At 66.5% G+C, this 24,378-nt stretch carries 20 protein-coding genes; 7 read left to right on the top strand and 13 right to left on the bottom strand.

Annotated elements, in window-relative coordinates:
* The first annotated feature begins 11 nt into the window (after positions 1-11).
* Together argA and AC3AP7_RS05075 are read left to right on the top strand one after the other, a co-directional pair.
* Positions 12-1,391: an amino-acid N-acetyltransferase gene (gene argA / locus AC3AP7_RS05080; protein ID WP_475764745.1), complete on the top strand. Its 1,380-nt coding sequence runs from the start codon at positions 12-14 to the stop codon at positions 1,389-1,391.
* 38 nt (positions 1,392-1,429) lie between these two features.
* Entirely contained in the window at positions 1,430-1,705 is a 276-nt protein-coding gene (locus tag AC3AP7_RS05075; RefSeq protein WP_475764746.1) for an oxidative damage protection protein, read from the top strand.
* Positions 1,706-1,781: 76 nt separating this feature from the next.
* Here AC3AP7_RS05075 and AC3AP7_RS05070 read toward each other — a convergent pair whose 3' ends face one another.
* The 11 genes from AC3AP7_RS05070 to AC3AP7_RS05020 all read right to left on the bottom strand — a co-directional run bounded on the left by AC3AP7_RS05070 (position 1,782) and on the right by AC3AP7_RS05020 (position 18,216).
* Positions 1,782-2,270 carry a metallophosphoesterase family protein gene (locus tag AC3AP7_RS05070; RefSeq protein WP_475764747.1) on the bottom strand — a complete coding sequence of 163 codons (489 nt, stop codon included), beginning with the start codon at positions 2,268-2,270 and terminating at the stop codon, positions 1,782-1,784.
* 242 nt (positions 2,271-2,512) lie between these two features.
* Entirely contained in the window at positions 2,513-4,024 is a 1,512-nt protein-coding gene (locus AC3AP7_RS05065; protein ID WP_475764748.1) for a tryptophan halogenase family protein, read from the bottom strand.
* The gene (locus AC3AP7_RS05060) at positions 4,021-5,112 is read right to left on the bottom strand and encodes a tetratricopeptide repeat protein (protein ID WP_475764749.1); all 1,092 of its coding nucleotides are present in this window, start codon (positions 5,110-5,112) and stop codon (positions 4,021-4,023) included. Before AC3AP7_RS05060 ends, AC3AP7_RS05065 begins: the two co-directional genes overlap by 4 nt.
* Positions 5,113-5,134: 22 nt before the next feature.
* Positions 5,135-7,069, bottom strand: a complete 1,935-nt coding sequence (locus AC3AP7_RS05055) for a tetratricopeptide repeat protein (RefSeq protein ID WP_475764750.1) — start codon at positions 7,067-7,069, stop codon at positions 5,135-5,137.
* Positions 7,070-7,096: 27 nt separating this feature from the next.
* Positions 7,097-8,251 carry a DUF2827 domain-containing protein gene (locus tag AC3AP7_RS05050; protein WP_475764751.1) on the bottom strand — a complete coding sequence of 385 codons (1,155 nt, stop codon included), beginning with the start codon at positions 8,249-8,251 and terminating at the stop codon, positions 7,097-7,099.
* Positions 8,248-9,402, bottom strand: a complete 1,155-nt coding sequence (locus tag AC3AP7_RS05045; protein WP_475764752.1) for a DUF2827 domain-containing protein — start codon at positions 9,400-9,402, stop codon at positions 8,248-8,250. The genes AC3AP7_RS05050 and AC3AP7_RS05045 overlap by 4 nt, the downstream gene beginning before the upstream one ends.
* Entirely contained in the window at positions 9,399-10,535 is a 1,137-nt protein-coding gene (locus tag AC3AP7_RS05040; RefSeq protein WP_475764753.1) for a DUF2827 domain-containing protein, read from the bottom strand. Before AC3AP7_RS05040 ends, AC3AP7_RS05045 begins: the two co-directional genes overlap by 4 nt.
* A gap of 86 nt (positions 10,536-10,621) precedes the next feature.
* Positions 10,622-14,548, bottom strand: coding sequence for a YadA-like family protein (locus AC3AP7_RS05035; protein WP_475764754.1), 3,927 nt, complete (start codon positions 14,546-14,548; stop codon positions 10,622-10,624).
* Positions 14,549-15,869: 1,321 nt separating this feature from the next.
* Entirely contained in the window at positions 15,870-17,357 is a 1,488-nt protein-coding gene (gene mctP / locus AC3AP7_RS05030; protein ID WP_475764755.1) for a monocarboxylate uptake permease MctP, read from the bottom strand.
* The gene (locus AC3AP7_RS05025) at positions 17,354-17,551 is read right to left on the bottom strand and encodes a DUF3311 domain-containing protein (protein ID WP_475764756.1); all 198 of its coding nucleotides are present in this window, start codon (positions 17,549-17,551) and stop codon (positions 17,354-17,356) included. The genes mctP and AC3AP7_RS05025 overlap by 4 nt, the downstream gene beginning before the upstream one ends.
* A complete protein-coding gene (locus AC3AP7_RS05020; protein ID WP_475764757.1) occupies positions 17,509-18,216 on the bottom strand; it encodes a hypothetical protein in 708 nt (235 codons plus the stop codon). Before AC3AP7_RS05020 ends, AC3AP7_RS05025 begins: the two co-directional genes overlap by 43 nt.
* Between AC3AP7_RS05020 and AC3AP7_RS05015 the strand changes: the two genes are divergently transcribed.
* Positions 18,200-19,645, top strand: a complete 1,446-nt coding sequence (locus tag AC3AP7_RS05015; protein WP_475764758.1) for a cache domain-containing protein — start codon at positions 18,200-18,202, stop codon at positions 19,643-19,645. The two genes, AC3AP7_RS05020 and AC3AP7_RS05015, sit on opposite strands and share 17 nt — an antisense overlap.
* Entirely contained in the window at positions 19,642-20,292 is a 651-nt protein-coding gene (locus AC3AP7_RS05010; RefSeq protein ID WP_475764759.1) for a response regulator, read from the top strand. Before AC3AP7_RS05015 ends, AC3AP7_RS05010 begins: the two co-directional genes overlap by 4 nt.
* 127 nt (positions 20,293-20,419) lie before the next feature.
* On the opposite strand, the gene AC3AP7_RS05005 is transcribed toward AC3AP7_RS05010, so the two are convergent.
* Both AC3AP7_RS05005 and AC3AP7_RS05000 read right to left on the bottom strand, forming a co-directional pair.
* Positions 20,420-21,037: a glutathione S-transferase family protein gene (locus AC3AP7_RS05005; RefSeq protein ID WP_475764760.1), complete on the bottom strand. Its 618-nt coding sequence runs from the start codon at positions 21,035-21,037 to the stop codon at positions 20,420-20,422.
* Between the two features lie 234 nt (positions 21,038-21,271).
* Entirely contained in the window at positions 21,272-21,997 is a 726-nt protein-coding gene (locus AC3AP7_RS05000) for an SH3 domain-containing protein (protein ID WP_475764761.1), read from the bottom strand.
* A gap of 240 nt (positions 21,998-22,237) precedes the next feature.
* Here AC3AP7_RS05000 and AC3AP7_RS04995 point away from each other — a divergent pair, with 240 nt between their 5' ends.
* The 3 genes from AC3AP7_RS04995 to AC3AP7_RS04985 all read left to right on the top strand — a co-directional run bounded on the left by AC3AP7_RS04995 (position 22,238) and on the right by AC3AP7_RS04985 (position 24,191).
* Entirely contained in the window at positions 22,238-22,876 is a 639-nt protein-coding gene (locus AC3AP7_RS04995) for a lysozyme inhibitor LprI family protein (protein WP_475764762.1), read from the top strand.
* A 393-nt stretch (positions 22,877-23,269) separates the two neighbouring features.
* A complete protein-coding gene (locus AC3AP7_RS04990) occupies positions 23,270-23,800 on the top strand; it encodes a TIGR00645 family protein (protein WP_475764763.1) in 531 nt (176 codons plus the stop codon).
* 13 nt (positions 23,801-23,813) lie between these two features.
* Positions 23,814-24,191 carry a hypothetical protein gene (locus AC3AP7_RS04985; protein ID WP_475764764.1) on the top strand — a complete coding sequence of 126 codons (378 nt, stop codon included), beginning with the start codon at positions 23,814-23,816 and terminating at the stop codon, positions 24,189-24,191.
* The last annotated feature ends 187 nt before the right edge of the window (positions 24,192-24,378 follow it).

Genomic DNA, 24,378 nt, shown 5'->3' with positions numbered 1-24,378 from the left:
TAATCCCGGGCATGAATTCCCGAACCGACCTCGCCCCCATGCCCGCTAGCGCTCCGGCCTCACCCAGCCCTACGGAATCCGACTCGCAGCACGCGCAATTCGTGGACTGGATGCGCTCGGTCGCGCCGTACATTCACGCGTTCCGCAACAAGACCTTCGTCGTCGGTTTCGGCGGCGAGGTCGTGCACCAGGGACTGCTGAATGCGCTCGTCTCCGACATCGCGCTGCTGCAGGCGATGGGCATCCAGATCGTGCTGGTGCATGGCTCGCGCCCGCAGGTCGAGGAGCAGATGAGCCTGCACGGCGTCGAATCCGAGTTTTCGCACGGCATGCGCATCACCGACGCGCGCGCGCTCGAATCCGCCAAGGAAGCGGCCGGCGAGGTGCGTCTCGACATCGAGGCGGCGATCAGCCAGGGGCTGCCGAACACGCCGATGGCGCACGCGCACATCAGCGTCGTGTCCGGCAACTTCGTGACGGCGCGTCCGGTCGGCATTCTGGACGGGGTCGACTTCCAGCATACCGGCGTCGTGCGCAAGATCGACGCGGACTCGATCCGCCACTCGCTCGCGAGCCGCAAGCTGGTGCTGCTGTCGCCGCTCGGCTTTTCGCCGACCGGCGAGGCGTTCAACCTCGCGATGGAAGACGTCGCGTCGGCCGCCGCGATCGCGCTGCGCGCCGACAAGATCGTGTTCCTCACCGAAACGCAGGGCCTCATCAACGAGGCGGGCGAGCTGATCCGCGAAATGTCGCTCGACGACGCGTACAGGCTGCACGAAAGCGGCGAGGTCCAGGGCGACGCGGGCTTTTACCTGAAGCACTGCATCCGCGCCTGCCGCGGCGGCGTGGCGCGCGCGCACATCGTGCCGCACGCGCTCGACGGCAGCCTGCTGCTCGAACTGTTCCTGCACGACGGCGTCGGCACGATGATCTCGTACGAGAATCTGGAGAGCCTGCGCGAAGCGACGCCGGACGACGTCGGCGGCATCCTGTCGCTGATCGAGCCGCTCGAAGCGGACGGCACGCTCGTGAGGCGCGGCCGCCATCAGATCGAGCGCGACATCGACCACTTCTCGGTGATCGAGCACGACGGCGTGCTGTTCGGCTGCGCCGCGCTGTATCCGTACTCGCAGGAGCGCATCGGCGAGATGGCCTGCCTCACCGTCGCGCCGGAAGCCCAGGGCACCGGCGACGGCGAGCGGCTGCTCAGGCGCATCGAGCAGCGCGCGCGGGCACGCGGCCTGACGGGCATCTTCGTGCTCACCACGCGCACCGAACACTGGTTCCTCAAACGCGGCTTCGTGAAGGTCACGGTCGACGACCTGCCGGAAGATCGCCGCCGCCTCTACAACTGGCAGCGCAAGTCGCTCGTGCTGATGAAACAGCTCTGAGCAGCGCCGCCCCCCACCGATAACAGGAGAAGCACAGCATGGCTCGTACGGTTCAATGCGCTAAGCTCGGCAAGGAAGCCGAAGGTCTCGATTTCCCGCCGCTGCCGGGCGAACTCGGCAAGCGGATTTACGAGAGCATCTCGAAGGAAGCATGGCAGGCGTGGCTGAAGCAGCAGACGATGCTGATCAACGAAAACCGCCTGAACATGGCCGACCCGCGGGCTCGCCAGTATCTGATGAAGCAGACCGAGAAGTTCTTCTTCGGCGAAGGCGCCGATCAGGCGTCGGGCTACGTGCCGCCGGCCCAGAGCTGAACGCGCGCGTTCAGGGACGATCCGCGCCGCGTGCGCGGATTTTTTTTGCTCGCGCGCGTCCGCTGCGCGCGCCGGCTCAGGCGAGCAATGGCTGAAGCGTCGCGTGGGCGAGCGCGCCGTCGATCGACAGCATGCCCGCGCTGACCGGCAGACGAAACCGCCGTGGCCCGGCGCTGCCGGGATTGACGAACAGCACGCCGTCGCGCCCGGCCACCGACGGCTGATGCGAATGCCCGCTCACGACGACGCCGACGCCCGCCGCGTGCAGGTCGCGCGGCAGATCGGGCAGATCGGCGAGGTCGTGGACAACCAGGATCGTCACCTGCCGGATCCTGATGCGCGCAAGCCGCGGCAGCGCGCCCGCCCACGCGCCGGTATCGTTGTTGCCGCGCACCGCGGTCACCGGCGCGAGCCCGGCCAGCGCGTCGAGTACCGCGGGCGAGCAGATGTCGCCCGCGTGAATGATCGCGTCGCAGCCGGCCAGATACTGCAGCGCTTCGGGACGCATCAGGTTATGGGTGTCGGCAATCAGGCCGACGCGCGCGGCAGGCGGCGGGCGGGTCATCGCAAGGCAGGCTCCGGTTGGCGGACGGCGCGGCGGCTCACCGCGGAGGATCACCGCGGAGGATCACCGCGGCGGATCACCACGGCGGTGAGCTGCAGTGTGCCACACCAATGTGCCGCATCCGTGTACCGCATCGGTATGCCGCACTGCGGCCGGGGTGCGGACGAGGCCCCCCAGGCGTTCGAGTCCACGCGTCTCCGGTTTGCCGGCTTCGGCGAACCGGGTAGTCGCTTTGCGCGTCGTCAGCGCGCGTCGGCGAGGGCGAACCGGCTACGCACGCCCGTCAGGAACTGATGGGCTTTCTGCACGACGTCGCGCGGCAAGTGCGCGATATCCGCCGCGGCCGCTTGCGGTGGAATGACCCCGGTTCCCTGCCCCACCGCAATCCAGCTTGTTGCCTCGAAGTGCATGAAGTTACCGAGCCGATAGGGTTGCAGATCGATGCTGCGCGGCAGGCGCTGTTGCCAGCAAGCCTTGAGGGTCGCGTACGTTTCGGGGAAACGCTGAGCGGTCACGTCGCGCCAGAACGGCGTATCGCGCCGACGCACGTCGTAATGCAGGCACAGGAAATCGCGAATGCCGGCCCAGTCGATGCGGTTGCGTTCGTTGAACAACGTCACGGTTGTCTGCGGCACGGCAAACGCGCTAGCGGCCACCGTATCGCCGAACACCAGGATCTGTCCGAGCATCTGCCCGATCGACGTCGCTTCGAGCGGTTCGATGAACCCCGACGCCAGACCGACCGCCATGACGTTGCCGATCCAGACGTCGTCGAAATGACCCGCCTCGAACCGGATCGTGCGCTGGGGTTCGATTTTCCGGCCCACCCGCGCCTCGATTTCCCGCAATGCCGCGTCGTCGTCGAGATGGGCGCTGGAGTAGACATACCCGCAGCCGACGCGCTCCTGCACCGGGATCTGCCACATCCACCCTGCGTTCATCGCCACAGAACGCGTGGCAAGGTGCGGATTCGGGCGCGCATGCGGGAGATAGAACGGAATGGCGCGGTCGTGGAACAGGTGCTGGCTGAACGAGCGCATCGGCACCTTGTATTTGCGTCCAAGCGAGAGTCTCGCGAATCCGGAAGCATCGATCAGGAAATCGACCGCGAGCGGCCTGTCGCCGCCTTCGATCTTCAGGCCCGTGACATGCCCGGTCGCACCGTCTGTTTCCAGATCCTCGACGTTGGCGCTCACGAGCTTCACGCCCATGCCGAGCGCCACCTTCTTCAGATAGGCGGCGACCCGATGCGCGTCGAAGTGCAGCGAAGTCGGAAGACGCGGACCCAGCGTCGCCCGCGTGCGCGCGACTTCGTTTTGCGCAGTGTTGCCGAGGATCAATGGCAAGCCGCTTTCCGCGTACTGGACGCCTACGCCATTCGCCGCCAGCATGGCCCAATTGACCGGAACGCCGTCGAACAGGCTACCGTCGGCCGCATTGGGTGTCGTATGAAACAGGTGGTAATACACGTCGTCGTCGCGCCCCGTGTTCCAGCCCACGTATTCGAAGCCGAGCTTGATGACCGCACCCGTCGCCTCGATAAAGTCCGCCTCGTCGATTCCATGACGGGCGAGCGCAGGCAGCAGGTTCAGGATCCCGCCCTCGCCCACGCCGATCACGTTGACACGCGGCGATTCGACCACGGAAACCGAGACCTGTGCCCCAAAGAGCCGCCGCAGTTCGAGCGCGGCAAACCAGCCGGCCGTGCCGCCGCCCAACACGACGAAATTGCGCATGGAACGGAAATCGATCATTTCTTTCCCTCTTTTCTGTCTGCGTCATCAAAGGCCGGATCGGCCGCGGGTGGCTCGCCGCGCATTTCGCGCAGCAGGTCTTGCAGATGCGCCTCGAGCGGCGCAAGCCCCGGCTGCCATGCAAGCGCCTGGCGGTACGCCGCTTCCGCCTCGCCGAAGCGTCCTGTCAACTGCAGCAGCAAGCCGAGTCCATCGAGCGGTCCTGGCAACGTGGGCGCGAGCCGCACGCCCTCGCGCAACGCGGCCTCCGCTTCAACCATGCGCCCCGTGTCGCGCAGCAGATTACCCAGGTTGGCGTGGGCTTCACCGCGTTCCGGCGCGATTGCGATCGCCTCCCGGAACGCGGCTTCCGCTTCGGCGATGCGTCCTTGCTGCTGCAACAGAATGCCCAGATTGTTCTGATCTTCCGCGCGGCCGGGCCGCAGGCGCATGGCTTCGTGCTGCGCCTGCAGCGACTCGTCGATCCTGCCCAGCACCCGCAGCACGATTGCCAGGTTATACCAGGCATCGGCATAGCCGGGTGCATGCCGGATGGCCTGCCTCAGTTCGACCTCGGCGGCGCCCGCGTCGCCCAGATCGTGCAGCAGCACGCCCAGATCGTGCGCGGCCCGCGCGTCACCCGGGTTGAGGCTGATCGAGCGCCGGTACGCGGCTTGCGCGTCGGACCCGCGCCCGGTCTCGCGATAGAGCGTCGCCAGGTTGAAGTAGATCTCCGCGTTCCCGGGAAGCAGCTGTTGTGCAAGAAGATAGGCGTGCTCGGCATCCTGCAGGCGGGCTTCCCGATGCAGCAGCACCGCCAGGTTGAAATGAGCCTCGACAAGATCGGGTTGCGCGTCGATAGCCGCGCGATAGGCTGCTTCCGCACGGCGCGGCTCACCCTGCGAGGCGAACAGCAGGCCGCGGTTGCACAGCGTCCGCGCATTGCGCGCGTCAAGCGCCAGCGCTTCGTCGAGCAGGCGCTGCGCGACATCCCTCTGCCCGCGGCGCATCGCATCGAGCGCATTGACGTTGCAGTCGTCGACGGCCTGCGCCAGCGCGGCGTCTCGTCCTTCGCGTGTTTGCTCCGGCCGCGCCGTTTGCTCTTTCATCGCATATTCCCCTCGAAGCGAATCACTGGACGCGCCCGCAAACCGCCCAGCGCCGCAGCGCGACGGTCGCGTCGCCGATCACGTCGTCCCACGCGCCCGCCACACGTTGCCGGAACAGCCGCGCCACGCCCGGATACCAGGGCGAATCGGTCCGCTCGTGCAGCCACCGCCAGTCGCAGTCGTCATTCAGCAAGAGCCAGAACGGCACATTCAACGCACCCGCGAGGTGCGCGACAGACGTATCGACCGTCACGACCAGGTCCAGATTGCGCATCAACGCGCCGGTGTCGGCGAAGTCGACCACCTCGTCCATGACGTCCGGGCCCCGCCGGGCCGCGGGCAACGTACGCCACTGCGCCTGCCGTTCGGCGTCCTTGTGCAGGGACACGAACGAGACATCCGGCACGTCGAGCAGGGGTGCGAACAGGCCTACATGAGGCAGCGAGCGCCGCTCGTCCATGTGCGCCGCATGCCAATCGTGCAGCCGGCGATTGCCCGCCCCCACCAGCCCCACCCGCGGACGCCCCGCGGGAAGTTCACGCTCGAGGCGCCGCCCCCAACGCTTGATCAACGCGGCAGGCACCTTCAGATAAGGGTGCCGCGATGTGACGCTCTCCAGCGTCACATCGAGCCGCAGCGGCACGCTCGTCAGGTAGCACCAGCATTCCGCCTGCCGCAGGTCGATGTGATCCTCGGTCGATTTCACCGCGTCGATCTCAGAAACGCTCTCGAACAGCCTCTTGAGTTCGGGCTGACACACGACCGTGAGACGCGCGAGACCCCATGCCTTGAGCACCGGCATGAAGCGTATGAACTGGATTGCGTCGCCAAAGCCGTAATCGCACAGCACGATGAGCGAGCGCCCTGCCAGCGGCTCGCCTTGCCATTCCGGCAACACGCCGGCAAGCCCGGAACGCGGCTCGCCCGCCGCCCTGCGTGCCGAGAAAAATTCGTAGTGCGGCCACCCTTCCCGATAGCGGCCGAGCTTCAGCAGCGTCATACCCAGCATGAGGCGGCCGGAGGGCGACATGGGCGCCAGCGTGTAAGCGTGCGACAAAGCCGTTACAGCCTCATCCAGGCGGTTCAGCGACATCAGCGCGCCGCCCAGGTTGTAACGGGCTTCGGCAGCGCCCCGATCGAGCGCGCATGCGCGCTCGAAGCACGCCAGCGCATCGGGCACGCGTTGCGCGCCCATCAGCGCCGTGCCCAACGCATTCCAGCTCATGGCCGACTCCGGGCGCAGCGCCGTTTCCTTGCGCAGAAACGTCTCCGCCTCGGATCCGCGGTTCTGATTGAGCAGCAGTTGCCCGAGATTGTGATTCGCGTCAGCGAAGTCCGGATCGATCCTCACCGCCTCGCGCAAGCTGAGTTCGGCCTCGTCAAGGCGCTGCGCCCTGACCATCAGGTTGCCGAGGTTGTAGTGCGCCGGGGCGAAATCCGGCGCGAGTGCAATGGCTTGCCGAACGCACGACTCGGCCTGGTCGAGGCGCTGCGCACGCACCATCACCTCGCACAGGTTGTTGTACGCCTGCGGGAAGTCCGGGCGCAAGACGATCGCCCGATGCAGACACGATTGCGCCTCGGTGAGACGCCCCGTCCGCAGCAGAAGCGTACCGAGGTTGTAGAAGGCCTCGGCCAGCGACGGCGTTTCCGTGGTCGCCCTACGCAAGCTCGTTTCAGCGTCGTCCCACTGCCCGGTGCGCATCTGCACATCGCCAAGATTGTTCCAGGCGGCACCGAAACCGGGATTGACGCGCGTTGCGGCGTGGAAATTCCGCAGGGCGTCATCGAGTCGCGATGTGCGCAATGCAACAATGCCGAGGTGATACTGTGCCTGCCCGAAATCCGGGCTTGCTTCGCTTACCTGACGAAAGCAGGCCTCGGCCTGCTCGTACTCGCCGGCTTCCAGTAGCGCGACGCCGCGGATATAGCGTGCCGTGTCAAGGTCCGTATCCATGGTTACTTAACGCTCCTTATCATCAACTTACGCCCCTGGCCGGATTCCCGCAAGCTTCCGCACGTCACGGCTCATCAACTGATCGAGTAGCGCCTGATAGGTGCGCACCACCTCGCTCGAATCCGGTGCGTAGCGCCTGATCAGGCTGCGCTGCCGCGTGCGGTACGCATCCGCCTGTGCATCGTGATGGTCGATCGCCTCTCCCACCCGATCCGCGCCGCGGCGCGCGTCGTTGCCTTCGTAGTAGTATCCGAGGTCCGTACACAGCGTCGCATTGTGGATGAGCGGATAGCCCTGCCAGCACACTTCGAGATAGAAGTAGTTCAGCGGGTTTTCCAGCTGATGCGAGATCACGATGTCCGTGTGCTGCGCGAGGAACGCCGGCGTATCGTGACGCCCCGTGAACACGGCCTTGTGTCCGCGCACGATGTCCAGCTGGTTCATCAGCGCGATGAAATCCTGATTGCCTTGCGCCATCGAGAGCGCGTTTGTCACCTGCAGGCGCTCGATATCGTCGGGACGCTCGCGATAGGCCAGCTCGGCTATCAGCACCGGATAGAGGCAAAATTTCACGATGTTGATATTCGGCTCCATCACCGTGAGCCTGCGCGGCCCATGGCGCGGCCGATAGATGCCGCCCTCCGGAAATTCGCGGCCTCTCGCCTCGATAAATTCCGGGCTCCAGACGAATGGAACAACCCGCCCGCTCTGGCGTCGCATCACCTCCAGGTAGCTCTGCGTGTTGCCCGCCACCTGGGGAATGAACCACAGGTCGTCGTAACGCTCGTTGACGAACAGGTGACCGCCCCAAAGGTTCTTGCCGAACATCATGGCTTCGGCCGCGTGGATGTATTCGAAACCGCAGCAGTAGGACACCAGCCGCACGCCGCGCGCCTTCAGGTAATCGGTGCGCGCGCGGTCGACCTGGCCACCCAGTTCGATCAGGATGTCGAGCTGGTCCTTTGCGCCGTCGAACGACAGCGTGGGCCACCGCGAACGGTCCCACGGCAGCGCCGACGTCACCGGTACGGAGGTCGTGTTGACGAGCACGACGCTCGCCACGCCGGGACAATGGCGAAGCGCATCGGCCAGAAACACGGCGTTCTGCTTGATACCGTTGTTCCACAGCGTCTCGTCGGGCTGATGCAGGCCGATGGTGATCCCCACTCTCAGGCCGCTCATGCGGACGCCTCCGAATTGAACAGCGCCTCGATCGCGTCGCCGTAGGCCTTGACGTTCGGGGCATGATCGGGCGCGAGGGTACGCAGGAATGCCTGCGCCGTTTCGCGATACCCGGCCAGATTCGCGTCGTGCTCCGCGTAGGCGCGCAGCAGCGCACGCCCGCCCTCCTCGCAGTCGAACGCGTCATAGCGGTAGCCGCACGCGCCGATCAGATGCGAGTTATGGATGAGCGGATAGCCGCCATGAAGCGCCTCGTAATACAGATAGTTCTGCGCGTTCTCCCACTGGTGCGCGACCACTGCATCCACGCAACGGCCCATCATCTGATGAAACGGGAAGCGTCCCTCGAAGGTCGCAAGACCATGCCTGACGATGTCGAGACTCGAAGCAAAGCCCGAAAATCCCGCATGCTCCTTTTGCCGCAGCGCGCTGTAGACCCAGACGTGTTCGAGCATCTCCGGGTTCAGGCGGTGCGCCGCTTCGCAGCACAGCATCGGAATCGGGCTCGTCTTCACCATGCAGATGTTCGGCTCGAAGATGCCCGCGCGCCAGCGGCGCCTGCCCGGCCGATAGCCGAACTGCTCGCGCGCCTGCGCGTCGCCGTCGATCGCCCGTTCGAGCACCAGCGGGCTCCAGATGTGCGGCACGATGCGCACCGGCACACGCATCGCGCTGCGGTAATAGGGCGCGCAGATGTGCGCGTACTGCGGCAGCGTCCAGATCTCGTGATAGGGCGCACCGCTGATCAGCAGCGCATTGGGCCGGTCGAAGATCATCCGTTCGATGTCGATGACGTAGTCATTGCCTACACGCATCGAAACGGTCTTGCCTCCGCGCTGCCGGAACGCGGCAATCCAGTCGCGCTCCAGCTGCGCGCTCATTTCGATCATCAGGTCCAGCCGGCCGATGGCATCCTGCTGCGTGATGACGGGCACGGGCACGTCGGCCACAAGACGCCGCGCGTCTTCCGCGCTCCCGTCCCCGCCCATGACGATATAGACCTGGCCGACCGAGGGCACCGCGCGCAGCAGCATCACGAGAAAGAGGCAGTTCTGGAAAATGCCGTTTTCCCACAACGACTGGCCGCCTTTGCGCACGTGCAGCGACACGCCGACGCTCAGATTGCGCGGACTTGCCTGTGCCGTGCTCACCGTCCCTCCCCGGCCGTTGCGGTCCTGCCGGCGAGCGCGAGCAGACGCACGGCGTAGGCATCGAGGTTGTGCCGTGCAAAGGGATCCACGGCGTCGAAAATGGCTTGCGAGCGTTGCCGATAGGCGACAAGCTCCGCGTCGTGCTGGCGGAATGCGCGCAGCAGTTGCTGCCCTGCGGCGGCCGCGTCGAAGCCGGGATAGTAGTAGCCGGCCTCGCCGAGCCACGGCGAGTTGTGGACGAGCGGGTAATTCCCGTAGAGGGCGTCGAGGTAGGCGTAGTTCTGCTCGTTTTGCCATTGATGCGCCACCACCGCGTCGCCGTGCTGTCCGAGGAAACCCACGATGTCGTGCCGGCCATGAAAGCAGGCGCGATGATGGCGTACGAGGTCGAGCGAATTCGCGAGGTAGAGCATCGTGGCGTGATCCTTCATGTGCAGCGTATTGAGCACATGCATTTCGCGCACGCTCTCCGGGTCCTCGCGCCACGCCTCGTCGCACGCGAGCATGGGAACGCTGCAGCACTTCACCACCGAGATATTCGGCTCGAAAATCGCCACGCGAAGACCGCCTCCGTCCGTCCGGTCCGGCTTGTAGCCGTAGTGCACACCATGCCGGGCCGCCTGCGCCGCACGCATCTCCACAAACGCCGGGTGCCAGATGAACGGCACTTCATGCACCGGGCACCGATGAAGCGTGCGCATCATCGGAATCAGCGAACGATCCTTCGCGAACAGCCAGATCTCATCGCAACGGTCGGGACGTGACGCGAACACCGGACGCTCGAACACCGCCGGCTCCACCAGACCCACATACGGCTGGCCGCAGCAGTAGTACACCACCTTGCGGCCGCGGCTGCGCATGAGGTCGAGCCATTTGATGTCGAGATTCCCCGCAGCCTCGAAGACGATGTCGACCAGATCGGTCGCGTCGCGCTGACTCACCACGCGCAGCCCCCCGGACACGATGTCGGCCTCGGGCGGCAGCGCACCCTCGCTCCCCACATCGATCAGCACGACGGACTCGACAAACGTCAGGCGCTGAAACAGCTGCGCGAGAAACACCACGTTTTGTCCGAGGCCGTTTTGCCAGATGCTCTGCCCTGGCCGGCTCAGTACCGAAATGCCGATACGCATCGCTCATCCACTCCCAACGAAAACAGGACATCCGTTGCCGGACGCCCTGTTTCCCGACTCCGTCCCTCAACTGCGAGACGCTAACCTCACCACTGGTACGACGCGCCAACGCCGACGGCCGTGCCCCCGTTGCTGATGCCCACGCCCGCCTTCATCTTGATGTTCGCCGTGCTACCGATCGCCACGGCCTGGTAGCCGTTGTAGGTCGCCGCCCCGACACCGAGGGAGAAATTCTTGCCCGGATCGACCTCCGGAATCATCGACAGCGCCGTTGCCGCCGCCACGCCCGAGTAGGCGTTGCGGGCCACCGCGTTGATCTGGTTGTTGATCCCGCCAAGCGCGTTGTTCATCTGGCTCACGTTGACGGCATCGGTCGGCGCGACGCCCGGCGCGACGTTCGTGATGCGCCGCTCGTTGCCGGCGGAGCCCACGGAGACGGTATTGTCCTGGTCCGCAACCGAGCCCGCACCCAACGCGACGGCGTTGTTGCCGGTGGCCTGCGCATTCGCGCCCAATGCGACCGAGTTGTTTCCGGCGGCCAGCGAGTTCGAGCCCACCGCCACGGTCGGATCGGCAACCGCTTGCGCGTTGTAGCCGATCGCGACCGACCCCTCGTTGCTCGCGGTCGCGCGGAAGCCGACTGCCGTGGTGTTCGCCGCCGTGGCCTGGGCATTCGAACCGTAGGCCGTGGCGCCCGTGCCATCAGCATGCGCACACGCGCCAGAGGCGGTCGAATCGACGCCGGACGCGCTCGTACAGTTTGTTAGCGCCACGTTGTTGACCGTCTGACCGCTCGCGCCCATCGTCTGGATCGTGCCGTTGTTGTTCATCCCCCCTTCCAGCGTTCCCGCAAAGGCGGCGCCCTGCGCATTGGCTGCCTGCAGCATGTTCGCCAGCGGCGTCACGGACGACACCGTGGTGGAGAGCGAACCCACGCTCGTCGAGAGCGAGGCGATGCCGGTGGACGTGGAAGTCGACAGCGACTGGACCCCGGTCGACAGCGAATTGGTGGCCGTCGACAGCGAGTTGACGGTGGCGACGGTGTTATCGACCCCCGTCGACAGGCTGTTGAGCGTCGCGTTGGTCGTCGACAGGCCCGTCGACAGCGATGCGATGCCGGTCGAGGTCGAGGTCGACAGGCTCGTCACCGTGCTGTTGGTCGATGAAAGGCCCGTGGAGAGCGACGCCACGCTCGTCGATGTCGACGCCGACAGCGTGTTCAGGCTGCTATTGGTCGAATCGATGCTGGTGGACAGCGAATCCAGGGTGGTCGACGTCGACATCGAAAGACTTGCCACATTGCTGTTGGTGGTCGACAGCCCCGTCGACAGCGACGCCTCGCTCGTGGAGGCGGACGTCGACAGGCTATCCACCGTGCTGTTGGTCGTCGACAGGCCGGTCGACAGCGACGCTTCGCTCGTCGACGCCGAGGTCGACAGGCTCGTCACCGAGCTGTTGGTCGTCGACAGCCCCGTCGACAGCGACGCTTCGCTGGTCGAGACGGAAGTCGACAGCGTCACGACCGAGGTCGACAGGTTGAACAGGCCCGTCGACAGCGAACCGATGCCCGTCGACAGCATGCTCATGCCGTCGGACGTCGAGACAGACAGGCTGTTGAGGTTGCTGTCGGTTGTCCAGAGGCTCGTCGACAGCGAATCCATGCCGTCGACCGTCATCGTCGACAGGCTGGCCAGATCGCTGTTCGTCGAGTCGATGCTCGTCGACAGCGAGGCCTCGCTTGTCGAGGCCGAGCTCGACAGCGAGGTCAGGCCGGTGGACAGCGACGCTTCGCTCGTGGAGGCCGACGTCGACAGGCTCGTCACCGAGCTGTTGGTCGTCGACAAGCCGGTGGACAGCGACGCTTCGCTGGTCGACGCGGAGGTCGAGAGCGAATCCATACCCGTCGACAGCGATGCAACGCTGGTCGAGGTCGAGGTCGAGAGATCCGAGATGCCCGTGGACAGCGACGCTTCGCTCGTCGACGAGGCGGTCGACAGGCTCGCCACGTTGCTGTTGGTCGTGTCGATGCCCGTGGACAGCGACGCGAGACCGGTCGAGGTCGACGTCGAAAGCGTGTCGACGCCGGTCGACAGCGACGCAACGCTGGTCGAAGCCGAGGTCGAGAGATTCGAGAGGCCCGTCGACAGCGACGCTTCACTCGTGGAGGACGCGGTCGACAGGCTCGCCACCGAGCTGTTGGCCGTGTCGATGGTCGTGGACAACGACGCGAAACCGGTCGAGGTCGACGTGGAAAGCGTGTCGACGCCGGTCGACAGCGACGCAACGCTGGTCGAAGCCGAGGTCGAGAGATTCGAGATGCCCGTCGACAGCGACGCTTCGCTCGTCGACGAGGCGGTCGACAGGCTCGCCACGTTGCTGTTGGTCGTGTCGATGCCCGTGGACAGCGACGCGAGCCCGGTCGAGGTCGACGTCGAAAGCGTGTCGACGCCGGTCGACAGCGATGCCACGCTCGTCGAGGCCGAAGTCGACAGCGTATCGATCCCCGTCGACAGCGACGCCGCGCTCGTCGATGTGGAAACCGACAGGCTCGCGACGTTGCTGTTGGTCGTGTCGATGCCCGTCGACAGCGACGCGAGCCCGGTCGAGGTCGACGTCGAAAGCGTCGCAATACCCGTCGACAGGCTGATATTGCTGGTGCTCAGTTGCGAGACCGTCACGGCGTCCGTGGGCGCCGAGCCGTCCGCGAGATTCGTGAGGCGGCGCAACGCGCTGGCGCTGCCGATCGACACTTCCGCAGCCGGCGCGGCCTGGCCCGTCATGTAACCGGTCCCGGTCGGCGCGGCCGTACCCGTCACACTGCCCGAACCAATCGCCACGCTCCCTGCGTACTGTGCGTTCGCCCCCGTGCCGATGGCGACGCCGTCCGTGGTCGCGGCCGTCGCGCCCGAGCCCAGCGCCATCGCGCCGCCCGCCGAAGCGGTGGAACCGATGCCGAATGCCAGCGCCCCATTGCCGTTGGCCACGGTCGTGCTGCCGATGGCGACCGCCCCGTCCCCGGTTGCGGTTTCCGCCCGGCCGATGGCGACCGCGCCGCCCGCACCGGTGCTCGAGTTCGCCGTTGTCGCCGCCGAACCGATCGCGACGTTCTGCCCCGTCGAGCCGGCCGTCGAACTGTCGCCTTCCGCAATGCCATAGGCGCCTTGCACCGACGCCGAATGCCCGAGCGCGATGCCGGACGTCGCGGTGGTCGCGACCGAGGACTGCGCGCCCAGCGCAATCCCGTTGGTGGCCGTCGCGGTGGCCTGCGCACCCATCGCGATCGAATCGGTCGCGCTCGCCGTCGCATACGTGCCGAAGGCAAACGAGCCCTGTCCCGATGCGGTCGAATTGATGCCCAGCGCAGTCGCGCCCATGCCGGACGCAACCGCGCCCCAGCCCATCGCGTTCGAGCCCATGCCGGTCGCCTGCGAGCCGCAGCCGGTGGCGAACGAGTTCATGCCCGTGGCAAGCGTGTTGGCCACGCCATTCGGCGTCGCCGTCTGACCCGAACCGACCGCCACGTTGCCCAGCGTCTGCGCGCCAGTCCAGGTATTGATGCCGCCTGTCTGCCCCGGCCCGGTCTGGGCTATCTGACTCCACGTTAGCGCCGTGGTCTGCGGACCGAAGCCGTACAGGCCACCCGTAAAGTTCGCGCCGGTCCCGTATATCATCGCCGTCGTGCTCGACCCGTTCGCCGGGGACAGCATCCCGCAGTCCATCGCGCCGGCCAGGGCCACACCGTTGAATCCCGCAGAAATCGTGTTGTAGTAGGTGAAGCTCGACGTACCGTCACTGGAATTCAGATAATTGTTGGCGGCCGTCATGCCAGCCTGCACCGGCTGGACCAGTGACGCACACAGGCTCAGCCCCAGCACGACCGCAGCGACGCCGCGCCTGACCGGACTTCCGGCGCATTCGGAACGACTCGATTTGCCCCTGGCGGAATCGATCTCGCTGATCGCCACCCACGCATTGAGTGCCTCGTTGTAGACAGTGCGGTAAGACTTGTTCATAAATATCTCCCATCGCGCTATTCGGGCGACGTGGTCAAAAGAAGTGCTGGGGGTTTTTGATGCGAAACGTACGATCGGGGCGTTGCGCCGTTGATCTTTGAATCCGAAGTACGCGCAAGTATCAGAAAAGTCAGACCGGCGAGATATCGGACAAACGCTGATTCGCATCCCCAAACGGGTAGGACTCGTCTTAATCAGAAGGAGCGACTACTGACGAATTGAAAAGAGATTCAATGTGCGACAAATAGTCACTGAATAACGCGTGATTTTTTCTGGGGCCGTCTATCACACTGTGATATAAGACGCCATTCATCCTGCAAGATCAAAGAAAAATCTTCGCAAAGAAAACACGACAGCCACGCGGGAAATTACGCAACCGGAAACGGGAAGGTTTTTAAGTTTCGGATTTAACTCATCCCATCCAGAGGAAATCCGCAGCGCGTTCCGGCCATTGCCCACGCACGTGACCCTGCCGGTCGCCCGTCATGCCCCGGCGAACCCGCATCATTGCCTGCCGGACCGCAGGCGATCGAACGTGATGAAGCGGCAGAGAGTCAGCAGCCTTGCGCCTGGTCTTTTCAACCCGGCCTTTTAATCCAGGCGAAGTCGCCTGCTCGCCCGGCTGCCGTCCGCCGGCAAGGCGTCTTCCTGCACGTCGGAGCCGGCGGCGTGTCGCTGCTGCCTGCAGGGCCTGCCGGAGGCCGAAGGAGCACGCTTGGGAGACGCGGGCGAACATGGAACCGCTTTGAAGGACGGGGGACGATGTATCGCAGCGACCCGCCATGGGTACCGCTGACGCCCATCAATGATGAAGCGCGAGTCGATAAGGGCCGCGGGCCTCGCCGACGAGCGTGTCGGCACGGCGTGGATGCCCGGCGTTCTGCCGGGCGCCTGCGTCGGCTGCATCATGGGGGGCGACTTGCTGCAGCGACGCACCGGCTCCCCGGTACGCGACAACCGGTCGAGATTGTCGCTCGCAATGTCGCTGGATGCGCTCGCCGCCGGGCAGGTGCTGGCCCTCGCCTCCGACACCCCGCCCTGCAACCGCGCGATGAAGCGGCTCAGGCTCGCCGTGCGCGCGGCACATGCGTTGCCGCCCGTCCCGGCCCCACGGCACCTCGGATCGGCGTCGCCGGAAGACCGCGCGTCGACGCGCGCGCACAATCCGCCCAATCGGCGCGGCCAGGCGCGAACGCCTCACGCGAAGAACGCAACGGGGACGAAGAAGACGGGGAAGACCGCAGGTTCGCCCCCGTCCCTCGCGTCGACACCTGCGCCGCTCGTACCGGTGCAGGTGCCGGGCGGCGGCGTCTCCGTGCGCTTACGACGCAGCCACTTTCGTCCGGGGCGCGGGATTCCAGACCGAGATCACGGCCGTCACGACGATGTTCAGTGCGAGCGCGATCAGGCCGATATAGACCGGGTACGTCGCGCCGCCCAGATGCAGCGCATAGACCGGCTTCAGGCCCTGCACGGCGGCAAGCCAGGTGCCCAGCACGATGCCCGCGAGCCAGCCGGCGAAGACGCCGCGTGCCGTCAGGCGTCGCGTATAGAGCGAGAACACCACCGCCGGAAAGATCTGCAGGATCCACACGCCGCCCAGCAACTGCATGTCGATCGCGTAATGCGTCGGCAGCGCGACGATGAACAGCAGCGCACCGAACTTGACGACGAGCGACACGAGCTTGGCATTGGCGGCCTCCTTCTCGGGCGTGGCATCCGGTGCGAGCAACGGCCGGTACAGATTGCGCGTGAACAGGTTGGCCGCGCCGATCGACATGATCGCCGCCGGCACCAGCGCACTGATCGCGATCGCCGCCGCCGCGAAACCGACGAACCACGACGGAAACAGCGTAAGGAACAGCACCGGCACGACGTCGGACGGCGATTTCACGTGCACGCCGGCTGCGATCGCCATGTAGCCGAGCAGCGCGATCAGACCGAGCAGCACCGTGTAGGCCGGCAGGAAGATCGCGTTCTTCTTCACGGTCTCGGCCGAACGCGACGAGAGCACGCCGGTCATCGTGTGCGGATACATGAATGCGGCAAGCGCGGAGCCGAGTGCGAGCGTCGCATAGGCCGTGAACTGCGACGGCTTCAGCAGAATGCCGGTGGCGCCGCCCTTCGCCGCGAAGTACTTGTCCGCCGTGTCGAACAGTGCGCCGTAGCCGCCGAGCCGGGTCGGAATCCAGCACACGGCAACGATCACCACGATGTAGATCATGATGTCCTTGACGAACGCGATCATCGCGGGCGCGCGCAAACCGCTTGCGTACGTATAGAGCGCGAGGATCACGAACGCGATGATCAGCGGCATTTCGCCGTTGATGCCGAGGCTCTTGATGACCACCTGCATGCCGACGAGCTGCAGCGCGATATAAGGCATCGTCGCCACGATGCCCGTCAGCGCGATCGCCGCCGGCAGCCACTTGCCGCCGAACACGCCCTGCACGTAATCGGCTGCGGTGATGTGGTTGTGGCGATGGCACGCCTGCCAGAGCCTGGGCATCACGGCAAACACGAACGGATAGACGATGATCGTGTACGGCAGCGCGAAAAATCCATACGCGCCCACCGAGTAGACGAGCGCCGGCACGGCAATGACCGTATAGGCAGTGTAGAAATCGCCGCCCACCAGGAACCACGAGATGACCGTGCCGAACTGGCGTCCGCCGAGCCCCCACTCGTGCAGTTGCGACAGGTCGCCGCGTTTCCAGCGTGCCGCGACGAAACCCAGCACGGTGATCAGCGCGAAGAACACCATGAAGATCGCGAGCGCCGTCGTATTGATCGAAGTGGGTTCGGTCATTTGGCGCTCCGGTAGACGGCGTACATCAGCAGCGAGGTAATCGGCACCCAGAGAAACTGGTACCAGTAGAAGAAGGGAAAGCCGAACAGCGACGGCTGCCCGCCGCTGTAGAACGGCAGCCATAGCAGCGCGAAATACGGCAAAAGCAGGATCAGCGAACGCCACGATCGCCGCGGCGGATGGGAGGTCTCCATGATTGACTCCTTGATGGACTGGCTATGAAGTCTTGATCGGCATGCCGCGTGGCCAGACAGGCGAAGCGCGCGATTGTCCGGGGACACAGCGGCTGTGCCCCCCGCCAATCCGGCATGCGATGAACGGCCGTAGTATCTGCGGCGAAGGGGCGCGCCACAAGCGCATGACTACGTAAGCCGGATTGCGTAAAACTACGTACTGCACCGTCGCGGCCATGACGACAGCCCGATTTCGCCGCCGCTACGTAATCGCACGTACAAGATTCTCCGAATTCAAAAGATCCGCGCGTTCGATAACAATCCCCGCTGCCGACCCGCACCGTTTCGCCGGTTTCGCCGGTTTCGCCGGTTTCGCCGGTTTCGCCGGTTTCGCCGGTTTCGCCGGTTTCGCCGGTTTCGCCGGTTTCGCCGGTTTCGCCGGTTTCGCCGGTTTCGCCGGTTTCGCCGGTTTCGCCGGTTTCGCCGACCTTCGCTGGCGCGCTGCCGGCGCGCGATCGCGCCGCTTCCCGGCGGCATGCGGCGCAGACGCGCGCCATCGCCCCGGCCAGCGCGACCGATACGCCGGATGCCGCGGCGCGGTAGGATTCGCTTTCGCCGGCGTGCCAGCGGAAACCGCTCTGGCGCGGCGTCGACACCTGGAATCCTGTGATGAAACTCAAGGTCAAGATTTTTCTGCTCGCGATCGCGCCTTTCCTGCTCGCGATCGCCGGCATCGGCGTCGGCGTGCGCGAGCAGGCGACCTCGCTCGCGCGGGCCCAGCGCGCCACCGTCGAGGCCGCCTACATGTCGAGCAAGCGCAAGGAGCTCAGGCACTACGTCGAGCTCGCGACGAGCGCGATCGCCCCGCTGTACGACGCGAGCGGCGCCAACGCGCGCGACGACCGGATGGCCCAGCGCGAGGCGCTCGCGATACTCGCGAAAATGGACTTCGGCCCGGACGGCTATTTCTTCGTCTACGACATGCATGGCAATGCGCTGATGCACCCGCGCGAGCCGAACCTCGTCGGCCACAACTGGTGGATGCTGCGCGACCCGCACGGCGCGCTGACGATCCAGCAGCTGATCGACGCCGCATCGCATGGCGGCGGCTACGTCCGCTATGTCTGGAACCGGCCTTCGACGAACCGGATCGAGGCCAAGCTCGGCTACGTGGTGCCGCTGCCGCGCTGGGGCTGGATGATCGGCACCGGCCTCTACCTCGACGACGTCAACACGACGCTCGCGCACATCGACGCGCGCGCGTCGGCGCAGATCCGTCACACGATGCTGTGGATCGCCGCCATCGCGCTGGCCGGATTCGGCGCCATCGCGCTGTGCGCGCTCGTCGTCAACGTGAGCGAGTCGCGCAGCGCCGACGCGAAGCTCAAGCGCCTCGCGCAGCAGGTCGTCGAGTCGCAGGAGCACGAACGGGCGCGGCTGTCGCGCGAACTGCACGACGGCATCAGCCAGATGATGGTATCGGTCAAGCTGCTGCTCGAATCGGCGCTGACGCGTCTCGAACGCGCCGACGCACCCGCCCGGCGCGTGCCCGCCGCGGAAGCGGCGCTGGCCACGGGCCTCGCGCGCCTTTCCGACACGCTGCGCGAAGTCCGGCGCATTTCGCACGCGCTGCGCCCCGCGATGCTCGACGATCTCGGCCTCGCCGCCGCGCTCGAACAGCTCACGCGCGAACTCGGCGACGAGACCGGCATCGCGATCGGCTTTTCGCGGGTCGGGCAGGCGGGCGCCGCCGAGCTTCCCGACACCGTCAATACCGCGCTCTTTCGCATCGCGCAGGAAGCGCTCAACAACATCGTCCGGCACGCGCGGGCCACCCGCGCGGATCTGACGCTGGACGTCACGGCAGACGCCGTGACGCTGACGATCGCCGACAACGGATGCGGCTTCGATGTCGAGCGCGCACAGGCCGACGCGGGCGGCGGCATCGGTCTGCGCAACATGCGCGAGCGTCTCGATACGCTACACGGCGCGCTGTCGATGAGTTCGCAACCCGGCCGCACGCGCGTGGCGGCCCATGTGCCGCTGCCGCAACCCGCCAGCGCCGGCGGCGCGCCGGCCGTCGCCCCCACATCGAACGGGAATCCCCTGTCATGAGCGAAACGATCCTCGGCAAGCCGGCGAAAATCATCCTGGTCGACGACCATCCGCTCGTGCGCGACGGGCTGCGCCTGCACCTCGAAGGCGTGCCGAACCTCGAAGTAGCGGGCGAGGCCAGCAACGCGAGCGAAGCGCTCGCGCTCGTCGAAGACATCATGCCCGACCTCGTGCTGATGGATGTCGGCATGAACGGCATGAACGGCGTCACGCTCGCCGGCCTCTTTCACGAGCGCTTTCCGGCGATCCGCGTGCTGATGCTGTCGATGCACGACAACATCGAATACGTAACGCAAGCCGTGCGCGCCGGCGCGCACGGCTACGTGCTGAAGGATTCGCCCGCGGCCGAGATCATCGACGCGATCGGCGCGGTGCTCGCGGGGCAGACGTTTTTCAGCGCAGGGCTCGCCGCGAAGATGGTTCACGCGAGCGCGCTGCAAACCCCGCTCGAAACGCTGACGCCGCGCGAACGCGAGATTCTCGATGCGCTCGCCGAGGGCCTGTCGAGCAAGCAGATCGCGCAGCGCAACGGGCTGTCGGTGCGCACGGTCGAGACCCACCGGCTCAACCTGAAGCGCAAACTCGATATCGAGGGACAAGCGGAACTGATCAAGTTCGCCGTCGAATACCGGCGCTCAAGGCCCTGAGACGCGCATCGGCCCGCCGGAATGCGCGCGGCGAGCGAAACGTAAAGGCATGCGAGCGAGACGTAAGGGCACGCGCGGGCGCATCGCGTCTCCTCGCCGCGGTCGGGCCCTGCGCGCCGCCGCGCGCCTATTCCAGCGGTGCGCCGACGAACGCGGGCAGCGCCTCGGCACGCGCCGAGAACGCGGCCAGCGCCGGATAGCGGTCCGCGTCGACGGCGCCCGGCAGCATGAACTGCGTGAAACGCCACGCGACGGCCACCGTGATATCCGGTTGCATCAGCCGCTCGCCGGCCAGCCAGCCCCCGCCCGCCGCGGCGACGACCGGTTCGAGCAGCGCATAAGCCGCATGCAGCTGCTTCTGCACCCGCTCGACCCACGGTTCGTACTGGAACGCGTCCGGCCGCAGATTGCGCTCGTACACGATCTGCACGGTCTTTTCGGCCGCCGCGAGCGCAAAGCCGATTGTGCCGAGCGCCTGCAGACGCGCGGCGGGCGCCTGCGGCAGCAAACGCTCCGCGGGCGCCACCTTGTGGTCGAGGTAGTCGAGGATCAGCGTCGAATCGATCAGCACCGTGCCGTCGTCCTCGATGAGCGTCGGCGCCTTGACCGTCGGGTTAATGCGGGCGAACTCGTCGAAATGACGAAACACGGACAGGCTGCGATGCTCGAATGGCAGACCGAGCACCGCGAGCGAAATCGCCACGCGACGCACGTACGGGGAGTCCAGCATGCCGATCAGTTGCATGGATTGCCTCGGAGGGGGAGCAAACGGAAGTACGACTGTAGCGGAACGTCGCCGCGCTGGCGAGTCCCCGACGGACGCCGGCGCTGCGCGCAGCCGGCGCCCCCGTATCGGTCAGGATGCCGTAGCGTCGGCGACGGCCGGGGCGGCAGCCGCGCATTGCGGCCGGCCAGCACCGGCCGGCGCACGCAGCGCACGCACCGTCGGGACGGCGCGGGCCCGATCCGCCGCGGCAGCTCAGTTGTTGCGCTGCGGCGGCCTGCCCTGATCGCCGCCGCCGTGGCCCTGGGGCCGCCCGCCGCCCTGCGGACGGCCGCCCGGTCCGCCTGGGCGCGGGCCGCCCGGTCCATGCGCCCCCTGCGGCGGCCCCCCCTGCGGCCGGCCGCCAGGGGGGCGCCCGCCCTGCGGCGGATGCCCACCCGGAGGACGACTGCCCTGCGGCGGATGCCCGCCCGGAGGACGCCCGCCGGGCGGCGGATGTCCCCCCGGCGGCGGACGCCCGCCGGGCCCGGGCGGATGGCCGCCCGGCGGACGCATCGCGGGCGGACGCGGAGGCGGCCGATGCGCCCAGCGCGCCTGATCGCGATACCACGGGCGGCCGCGGTAATAGTTGCCCCAGTAACTGCCGATCGAGAACGTCACGACCGGCAGGCCGATCGTCATTCCGTAATTCAGGATGGGCACCGGCGCGCCCTGGTAGGTGTAATTCAGACGCCCTGCATACACCCAGCCGCGCAGATTGGGCATCGCCACGTCGCACCAGCTGTAGCCGGCAACGCAGCCCATCACCGTAACCGGCGTGCCCGGCCCGAGCTGCGCGACGAGCGGGTAGTCGCGCGCCGGACCCGCGCGCATGTTCACCGGGCCGTTGGTGACGGCCGGCGACTGCGCGTGAGCCGCGGCGGGCAGGATCAGCACGCCGGCCAGCGCGGCGTGAACCAGAGGGACAAGCTGTCGTCGCATGTGCGTCTCCCGGAAGGGCGTGGTGTGGTTGGTATTCGATGCGCATCCCGGCTCACCACCGTCGACAGCGTACCGCATCCTCGCGGGACACGCACAACGGTATGCGGCAGCATGCACACCCTGTTTCCTGTGTGAAATTTCTGGTAACGAGTCCGGAAAGTTGTCCTGTGTTTGCGGGCTGCCCTTGTCATACGACGCGGATCATGAGCGGCACGATCGACCCGCATTCGCGTGAACACCATGAAATTACTGCGCCTCGTCCTGTCCGCCAGCCTGCTGCTGGTCGCGTCGTCCTCGCACGCGACCAGCTTCGATTGCCGCAGAGGCCGCTCGGTGCCCGAGCAGCTGATCTGCCATACCGCGCGGCTGTCGCAACTCGACGACGTGCTCGGCCGCCTCTACTGGCAAGCCCGCCGCCGGGTCCCCGATCCGCGTGCATTCCGCGTGGACAGCGACCGCAAATGGGCCTGGCGCGAAGCGCATTGCACCGACGAAGCATGCCTCGACACCTGGTATCGCGGCCGCATCGGCGAACTGCAGCAACTGCTTGCGCAGCTTGGGACACCCGCCGCGGACGGCGTCGTGCACGCGCCGCCCGGCACTCCGCGTGACGCGGCCCGCGCTTTCGCGACGCACACGTCTGCTGTCGCATTCGCCGTGCCTGCCATCGACCGCACGCGACCCGCGGCCGAGGCCGGCGCGTCATCCGACGCGGAGAGCGCCTCGCTGGCCTGCACCGCCGACGCGCCCGACTTCACGATATCGGACCAGTGCCCCACCGTGCTGCAGCAAAACGCCCGCTGGCGCGAGGCACCGCGCGGCGTCGACTGGTTCTGCGGCGTCGCCACCCTCGCACAGGCCTCCGCGCGCGCGCAGTGAGCGGGCGTGGCGCCGCCGGTGCGCAGGCCACACCGGTGGTGTCGTCGCCTGATCGCCTGATCGCCTGATCGCCTGATCGCCTGATCGCCTGATCGCCTGATCGCCTGATCGCCTGGTCGCCTGATCGCCTGATCGCCTGATCGCCTGGTCGCCTGGTCGCCTGGTCGCCTGATCGCACAGGCGCTCAGCCGCTCAGCCGCTCAGCCGCTCAGCCGCACTGTCACGCCGTCGCGCTATCGCGCATGCCCGCTCGCACCGCGCGTGCGGCGGACACGGTAAAATCACGCCCGCTCCAGCCGTCGCGGCCGTGCACGGCGCCGCGCGAGGCCGTCGCAATGTCGTCGCGACGCGCGCTGGACGTACCGTTCACCCGCGATTCGAGGATTGTCGCCCATGCATCGCCGCACCGGTCCGGAAAGACTGCTTGAATTCCTGCTGTTCAAATCGCGCTGGCTGCTCGCGCCGTTCTACGTGGGCCTGACACTGAGCCTCGTGATGCTGCTCGCCGGCTTCGTGCGCGAACTGGTACACGCGCTCGCCGGCATCATGAGCGCCGCGCCCGAGCAGATCATTCTCGCCACGCTGTCGCTGATCGACCTGTCGCTCGCCGGCAACCTGGTCATCATTGTCATTTTTTCCGGCTACGAGAACTTCATTTCGAAGATCGACACCGGCAACAGCGAAGACCGTCCCAGCTGGATGGGCACGCTCGATTTTTCCGGGCTGAAGATGAAGCTGATCGGCTCGATCGTCGCAATCTCGGCGATCTCGCTGCTGCGTGCGTTCATGAGCCTCACCGAACGCAATCTGCCGCTCGACGTCGAGCGCATTCGCTGGCTCGTCATTCTGCATCTGACCTTCATCGTGTCCGGCGTGCTGTTCGCGGCAATGGACTGGATCAGCGCGAAAACCGAATCACACTGACGGAGACCGTCCGATGCCAAGGCCCGCCCGTTCCGGCAGCACGATGAAGATCCTCGCGGTCGCGCTGCTCGGTGCCGCGTTGCTCGTCTACCTCAAGATCGGCATTCCGTGGCTCCATTCGCGCACGGCCGCACTCAAGGCCGGCGGCACCTATACGCTGAGTTCGGACGTGCTCGCCTGCCCCGCCGGCAGCGGCGCACCGGCGCCCGCGAGCGGCGCGGACACGCAAGCCGCTACCGGCGCCTGCCTCACGCTGCCTTCGGGCACCCGCATCCGGGTCTCGCACGTCGACGACAATGCGGCTCCGGGCACCCGCGCCGTTTTCTTCAGCCTGCCCGACCGCCCCGCGCGCGGCGAACTCTGGACCACCGACCCGCTGGCCGTCCGATAGCCTCACGCCCCTCTTCCGACGATATCGTCCACGCCCCGCCGCGACGATCGCCACGCATTCCACGCATTCAAACGCATCACAACGCATCACAGCGCCTCACGGGCCCGCTGCCGAGTGAAAATCCCGAGCGGGATTTAACCGGTTATTACCCGCTGCGCCGGTGCTTTCCTTACTGTATCGGAACGCG

The sequence above is a fragment of the Paraburkholderia sp. PAMB 6770 genome (assembly GCF_057748135.1).
Note: the sequence above shows the minus strand (reverse complement) of the source record. Positions and strands in the feature narration are given on the sequence as shown.